Annotated in this window: 8 protein-coding genes and 1 pseudogene; 1 reads left to right on the top strand and 8 read right to left on the bottom strand. The window is 29.4% G+C overall.

The window, feature by feature from the left end:
• Positions 1-371: 371 nt before the first annotated feature.
• The 8 genes from K0040_RS20820 to K0040_RS19510 form a co-directional block, all read right to left on the bottom strand.
• A complete protein-coding gene (locus K0040_RS20820; protein WP_265588945.1) occupies positions 372-506 on the bottom strand; it encodes a hypothetical protein in 135 nt (44 codons plus the stop codon).
• 217 nt (positions 507-723) lie between these two features.
• Positions 724-1611 (bottom strand): N-acetylmuramoyl-L-alanine amidase, encoded by an 888-nt coding sequence (locus K0040_RS19535; protein WP_228110380.1) that lies wholly within the window; start codon positions 1609-1611, stop codon positions 724-726.
• 1 nt (position 1612) lies between these two features.
• Entirely contained in the window at positions 1613-2077 is a 465-nt protein-coding gene (locus tag K0040_RS19530; protein ID WP_228110379.1) for a phage holin family protein, read from the bottom strand.
• 256 nt (positions 2078-2333) lie between these two features.
• On the bottom strand, positions 2334-2465 hold the full coding sequence (locus K0040_RS20815) for a CD1375 family protein (protein ID WP_265588944.1): 132 nt from the start codon (positions 2463-2465) through the stop codon (positions 2334-2336).
• A 136-nt stretch (positions 2466-2601) separates the two neighbouring features.
• Positions 2602-3447, bottom strand: coding sequence for a hypothetical protein (locus K0040_RS19525; protein WP_228110378.1), 846 nt, complete (start codon positions 3445-3447; stop codon positions 2602-2604).
• A 269-nt stretch (positions 3448-3716) separates the two neighbouring features.
• Entirely contained in the window at positions 3717-4061 is a 345-nt protein-coding gene (locus tag K0040_RS19520) for a hypothetical protein (RefSeq protein ID WP_228110377.1), read from the bottom strand.
• Complete coding sequence (locus K0040_RS19515; protein ID WP_228110376.1) at positions 4046-4297, bottom strand: hypothetical protein; 252 nt, start codon at positions 4295-4297, stop codon at positions 4046-4048. The genes K0040_RS19520 and K0040_RS19515 overlap by 16 nt, the downstream gene beginning before the upstream one ends.
• 58 nt (positions 4298-4355) lie before the next feature.
• Positions 4356-5039, bottom strand: coding sequence for a hypothetical protein (locus K0040_RS19510; RefSeq protein WP_228110375.1), 684 nt, complete (start codon positions 5037-5039; stop codon positions 4356-4358).
• A 215-nt stretch (positions 5040-5254) separates the two neighbouring features.
• Here K0040_RS19510 and K0040_RS21995 point away from each other — a divergent pair.
• Positions 5255-5386: pseudogene (locus K0040_RS21995) on the top strand (IS256 family transposase); the annotation flags it as partial.

Raw genomic sequence — 5386 nt, 5'->3', positions numbered from 1 at the left:
AACTTTTGCATTAGTCCATTTTTACCAACCACATCTTCCATAGTTTTACACTTTTTAACTTCAACTTGATAGTCTATATCTGGAATAATTATTTCTTTTTTATTTTTCATTTTAATACCTCCAAAAGCTTAATATGAATATTATTCCAAACTTACCAATTTTACATACAAAAAAGACTGTAGGTAAGTTTGTTTTACACAAATCTACCTACAGTCCCTATAAATTTTTATTGTTTCATTACTTTAAGGTGGCTAATAGAAAGCCACCTTATTTTGTATTTAATTGTTTATCGTAAATGAAATAATGGGGATGCTAGTTAGCAACAATAAGTTACTTTAATTCTTAAAATAGCTCTTGAAGTTCGATGGATTTTACTCTCTAAAACCTTTTCTACAATTACAGCAAGAAAAACAACGACCACATCTACGACATCTTAACCTTCTTAAAAATCTTTTACCGCAGCAAGGGCATGTAAAAAATCTTCTTAATCTAAATCGATTCCTCATTAAACCACCTCTTTATAGAAAGTCAAGCTTAAATTCACATCTAAACTTACTACAAGGTATGCATAAAATGTATTTTTGTGAGTATTTTAGATGAAAAATGTACAAATAAAAAAGAATGGTAGGAAATAAATCCTTACCAGTCTTTTTAAAAATTATATCATAGCATCTTATACTTATTATTCAAAGGAGGCTTTCCGTTAGCCACCTTATTTTTTATCTATAATAATTCTAAATATTTTACATTTACAAATCCTTCTTTTTCATTTAAATAAATTCCACCCCATCCATCAAATACATACCCTAAGGTAACTATTGTATTAGGTTTTAATGTAAATTTTATTTTACCCAATTTACCATCTTTAGGTCTACTATCTCTTACATTTAAAGATTCTTTTGCTATTACTTTTGCTTTGCAATTATAATCTACTTTATTTTTTATTTCTTTTTTATTCGTTGTTACCTTTTCTTCAATATACTTTACATCAAAATATTTACATATACCTCTACAAGTTGCTTCTGCATCTGCTTTTTGAAATTTAGGATTTAACATTCTTTCTGCCTCTGGTTGATAATCCATGAATCCACTTTCAGTTAATACTGCTGCCATTTTAGTATTAGATAGGACATACAAACTAAATCCAGAGATATCTTTATCACTTCTAGCCCCAAAATTAAATCCACCATGCTCTTTTATTAATTCTGATTGTATTAATTTAGCTGCTTTTTCACTTCTACTTGATCCATAATTATAAATACTAACTATACCTTTAACATTGTCTTGGAATTTAGAGCAACTACCTATAGCATTATAATGTTTACTTATATAAAAATCAGCTCCAGCATTATTTGCTTTTCTTACTCTATCTTGTAAACTAACATCGCTAGTTCCTAGACTAACATTAATAGTATTAAAACCACATCTTTCAAGGGCATTTATAAGATATTCAGCTGCAGGTTTATTAAATTCTTTTTCATGTATTATATCACCTTTTTTCTTTACTAATTTCCCATCTACATATAAATTTTTAGTTAATTTGGGAGTACGTTTCCCAGGTGTACTCATGCCATGCCCGCTATCTACTGCAATAAGATATTTTTTACTCATATTAATTTTCCTCCTTAGAATTTACTTTTTCTTCAACTTGACTTCTAATTCCCTTAACTAAAGGCAATAAAAAACTAGGCATATCCTCACCTAGTATATCTGACATACTTTCTAGAGTACTTATTATTTCATTAGCACATAACCATAATGCTACTATACAAGCTATTAAAAAATTAAATGGCAATGTTATTCCTAATGTCGTTGATAGATATATAAGCAGATTATCTAACATAACCCCTACAACTATAAGAAGCCACATACATATCTTTTTAACTATACCTTTTATTCCAATGCTAGAGGATATACTTTGACCTCTATTCTTAGTTGCAAATAATGCTGTAAAATAATCTATTATATTACTAGCAACTAAAATATAAACTGGTATAGCTAGTATACCTAACAAACTTGTTATTGCCCCAAACCCAGCCACTACAAATACTTTAATTTGATTTAAATTTTCTTGCATTTCAACACCTCTTTCGTTTTTTGTATTAAAAAAGGCTCTAAAATTAATTAGATCCTTAACATTTCTATAAGTGCAATAATTGATAAAATACTAAAAATTATCCCTATTACACATATTATTAATCCTGCTAATAGTAAAATCATGCATTCACCTCTACGTTGATTGTAGACACGATTAATAGATTTTATCCCAACTTTATACAGATTTTATACCGATTACTTATTGCAATCGATACAAATTGCGCAATAAAAAAGAACTATTCTACAATTAGTTCTTCACATCCAGAATTTATTAATACAGTTTTTACTTGTTCTTTAAGTAATCTTGGTACTTGAGTGTAAGTTTTATTTCCATCTATTATTTCTTGCATCCATAGTTTTGCTATCATGTCACCACCACCTTTATATATCTCGTGTACATTATAATACAAGACTTGAATTTACTTAATTTATACATAGACTACATATGATTTATGTAGTCTATAATTTAATTCTTTATTCATATCTCATACTATCCTTTATTAGTTATTCGTATAATTTGCTTTCCCCTTCTTCACTATTTTTTACTCCGCTATAACAACTAACACATAATTTATAGTTACCATGTCTTTCTACACTATTACTTTGTACACCACAGAAGTCGCATGTGGATTCCTCTTGTTCATGTTGTTCGTCTTGTTCTTTACCTATTTCGCCTAAATGTGTACCGTCTTTAACTCCTGTATAAAAACCATCTTCATCATAATTATCATCTTTAGTATTCTTTTTAGTTTTGTTCTTATTAGTTTGCTTTTTAGTTGTAGTTGTACCTTTCTTAGCACTTGTCTCAGTTGTTTTATTTTTGTTGTTGTTGTTAGTTTGTTCCTCTGATTGATTATATGTGTATAAGACTTGCAAATCGTCTTTGTATTCATCAGTTGTCCAGAAGTCTAAAACGATTGTAGCCATTTGGTTCATGTCTTTCCATTCTCTTGTCAAATCACTCATTTGTTTTAAACCATCAGATTTAATTGAAAAACTAACTTCTTTAGATGTTGTACCATCTGTTAATTGAACTGTTCCCCAATATTGAAGTTCCTCATATTTAGATAAGTCCAATTGTTCTGTAAATTGATATACATTGCTAAAAGCACGTTTAACCATCTCAACACCATCACCAGAAGTTCCGTTCTCCATCTCAACTTTTACTACTAATACTCTGTTGTTTTCATTAACCTCTATAACCTTACCAAATTTAGCATTTAAGCTTAAACTATTTTGTTCTACTGCTTGTTTCGCGTCATCAACTGCCTGTTCTGTTGTACTACATCCAACCATTAAACTTGCACTTATTATTGCTATCATACCTAAACTCATTAATTTTCTTAACATTATAATTCCCCCCTTTTTTTAATTTAATAAATGTCATTTACTACTAATTCATAATCTATAGTACTGTTATTACGTATATACTGCTTTGGTATACCACTTAATGTTTATGGCTACTTATTACGCATGTTATTTAATATATTATCTATATTGTAATTATTACAACTATATAAGTATTATATATTATAATAGTATATTTGAACTACTATAATTACTATCTAATTGTTTGCACTATATTTCTTTACTTAAATAATATTCTGTATAGTAGTTTTCTAACCACCATATACGATTTCACTCATTTCTAAAATACACTCTTTCAGCATATTGTTGTTTGTTGTAAGATCATCTACTTTTCGTTCTAATTCAACCATTGGGTCAACTGGTATAGTTGCTACAATATAGTTTATTATTATATTATTGTCATCCTCTGAATGACTTCCTAATATTAGTTTTTGTGTTGTAGGGTCATACTCTGGTATATTTCTAGTAACTAATTTATAGCCCATCTGTTTTAGTAATTTTTCGTTAGTGTCAAAGTCTATAATAACTTTACCTTCGTCAGTTACTAAATCTCTAGGTGGTGTATATAGTACGCCATTTATTAATTTGCCATACATTCTTGCTCACCTTCCATTTGTTCAATCTTATCATCTAAATATACTTGCTTACATTGTAAAGCCTCAATTTCATTTTTAATTTTTAAATTTTCTTCTTTTAACTGTTTAATTTCATTATCCTTTTGCTTTATTGCTTCTCTAGATATTTCTAATTGAGTTTGAAATAAAACCTTTTGTTCAATTGCATTTGCTACCTCTTGTTTATATACATGATTTAAAATCTGTGTTGCTTCCATATTCAATACCTCCCATAATATTATTCATTTTAATATTTAGCTACCTATAGTATTATTTCTATTCTTTATAAGTAACTTTTATAGTACATGTACCTGAACAAACAGCGTAGTTTGTTGCACTATATGACGTTTTAAGTCCCACACCTTTATAGTTCTTTAATTTGGCAATTTCAGCTGATGATAGATTAATCGTTGTGCTTTTATTTGCTCCAGCTTTAAATGCTCGTAATGTTTCCTTAACTGTACCTGAACCACTTGGTCGACTAGTATGGTTATGTGTTATCATAGTTAAGTTAACATCTGACCCAGAACCACCAGTTTGTCGTGTCACTGTTATTGTTATGGCTGTTGGATTTTTAGCTAAATATGTTGATAATGAGGAACCAAAGAACCAGAAACCATCACAGTTACCAGAACCGTATGCGTTACCTTGTCTGACTGTTCCGTCTTTTTTCCATGATGTATAAGTACTTCTATATGTATCACCAGATGTTGATTTAACTGTAACAGTTTTAGTAACTTTATCATTACCAGTTGAATCATTATTACCGCTAGATACGGTAGTATCCCATGTAACTCCATCTGCGAATACTTGACCATTACCCGATGTATATATGTGAGATGTGGAGCCTTTTCTTCCAGTTTGTAGTGTTGTGTTAACTGTTATAATAGAACCAGATACGGCATGAATAGATGATGCGGTAGTCATACCACTAGAACCAGCTAAATAAACAGTTGACATAGAATGGCATCTTAACATTAAATATGGTTCATTTACTGCTATTATATTTGCTATATATGCACTTGTCCTATCCGTGCATAATATACAGCCCGAACTTATATCAGTAACAACACTTTTGTATATTTTTAAATCGAGTGTGTGAAAAAACTCTGTAAATAACAAAATTCAACAGCTTTCTATGATAATATTTAATTATTCTAGGAGGCTGTTTTATTATGGCAAAAAGAAAACAAAAGCTTAGCGAAGGAAAAAGAAATATCATAGCAAATTTAATTGAAGAGTATGATATTCAAAGCGCTGAAGATATACAAGAAGCCTTAAAAGATCTACTTGGCGGAACTATAGAG

The sequence above is a fragment of the Terrisporobacter petrolearius genome, from assembly GCF_020748185.1.
In the GTDB taxonomy this organism is placed as follows: domain Bacteria; phylum Bacillota; class Clostridia; order Peptostreptococcales; family Peptostreptococcaceae; genus Terrisporobacter; species Terrisporobacter petrolearius.
This window is presented reverse-complemented; position numbering and strand designations above follow the sequence as displayed.